Below are 868 nucleotides of genomic sequence, written 5' to 3'. Positions count from 1 at the left end.
CGGGCACCAACGCCTTCGAACGCACCCACGCCCCGGGCTGCATCTATTACCGCGCCCCCACCGGCACCGACCCGAAAGAGGCCGAGGCCGCCGACCCCGAGCCCGCCGATCCCGGCGAGGGCGACGACAGCGAGAACGCCGGTCTCTGAGCATCGGTGCCCCGCCCCGCGCGGGCGGGCATCCCATGCCCAGATCCGGAGGACCTCATGCCCCGCATGCCCAAAATCCCCGACCTTCCCGCAACCTACGGCTTCGGCACCTGGCGCGACGCGCTGCTGGGCGCCCTGATCGGCGCGCTCTTCGTCGGCTCGGCCTGGGGCGGCATCACGCTGGCCGAAATCGCCCACGGAAGTCTCTGATGGATACGGTCCTCGCCGCCGCCCCGGAACTGGCCGACTTCGTCGCCGAATGGCGATCCGCTGCCCCCGAGGTCCAGCTGGCCGCCATCCGCGGCGCGCTGCGCCGCCAGGGCATCGCCCAGCCCGCGCCCGACGATCCCGCACGGGCCGGATACGAGATCCAGCTTTTCGGTCTTGCCGCCCTCGGCCGGGACGAAGCCGACGCCGCCCGCACCTGGATGGAGGCAGCCGCCCGCCGCTGCCCCTTCGCCTGAAACCGGAAGGAACACCTCATGTCCGACGACATTACCGCCGCCGACAGGCTGCAAGACACGGCCCGGGACGCCGAACCAGACTGGATCCTGAAATTCACGCTGAAAGGAGGCGATACCGTCGAATGGATCGCGGCGAAATCGGTTGTCTTCGGCGCGCTGGAAGAGCTGAAGACGCGCGACCGCGAAACCGGCCCGCTGAACTGGTTCTTCCTCCCCATGGGGGCGATCAACATGGGCGAGGTTCGGGTCGTCACG

Annotated in this window: 3 protein-coding genes; all 3 read left to right on the top strand. The window is 69.9% G+C overall.

The window, feature by feature from the left end:
• Nucleotides 1-215: 215 nt before the first annotated feature.
• Nucleotides 216-359 carry a hypothetical protein gene (locus BYZ73_RS23130; protein WP_181498144.1) on the top strand — a complete coding sequence of 48 codons (144 nt, stop codon included), beginning with the start codon at nt 216-218 and terminating at the stop codon, nt 357-359.
• A complete protein-coding gene (locus BYZ73_RS21365; protein WP_112317585.1) occupies nt 359-613 on the top strand; it encodes a hypothetical protein in 255 nt (84 codons plus the stop codon). The genes BYZ73_RS23130 and BYZ73_RS21365 overlap by 1 nt, the downstream gene beginning before the upstream one ends.
• Before the next feature lie 18 nt (nt 614-631).
• Nucleotides 632-868, top strand: a 237-nt coding sequence (locus BYZ73_RS21360) for a hypothetical protein (protein ID WP_146746400.1), incomplete at its 3' end; no start/stop codon positions are given.

Origin of the sequence: Rhodovulum viride (assembly GCF_003265965.1) — a bacterium.
GTDB classification, from domain to species: Bacteria; Pseudomonadota; Alphaproteobacteria; order Rhodobacterales; family Rhodobacteraceae; genus Rhodovulum; species Rhodovulum kholense.
The sequence above is the reverse complement of the archived record's forward strand: the minus strand, read 5'-3'. Positions and strand labels throughout refer to the sequence as shown.

What these genes read in the sequence shown, in the direction of transcription:
- BYZ73_RS21365 (WP_112317585.1), top strand. Translation starts at nt 359, where the DNA reads ATGGATACGGTCCTCGCCGCCGCCCCGGAACTGGCCGACTTCGTCGCC.
- BYZ73_RS23130 (WP_181498144.1), top strand. Translation starts at nt 216, where the DNA reads ATGCCCAAAATCCCCGACCTTCCCGCAACCTACGGCTTCGGCACCTGG.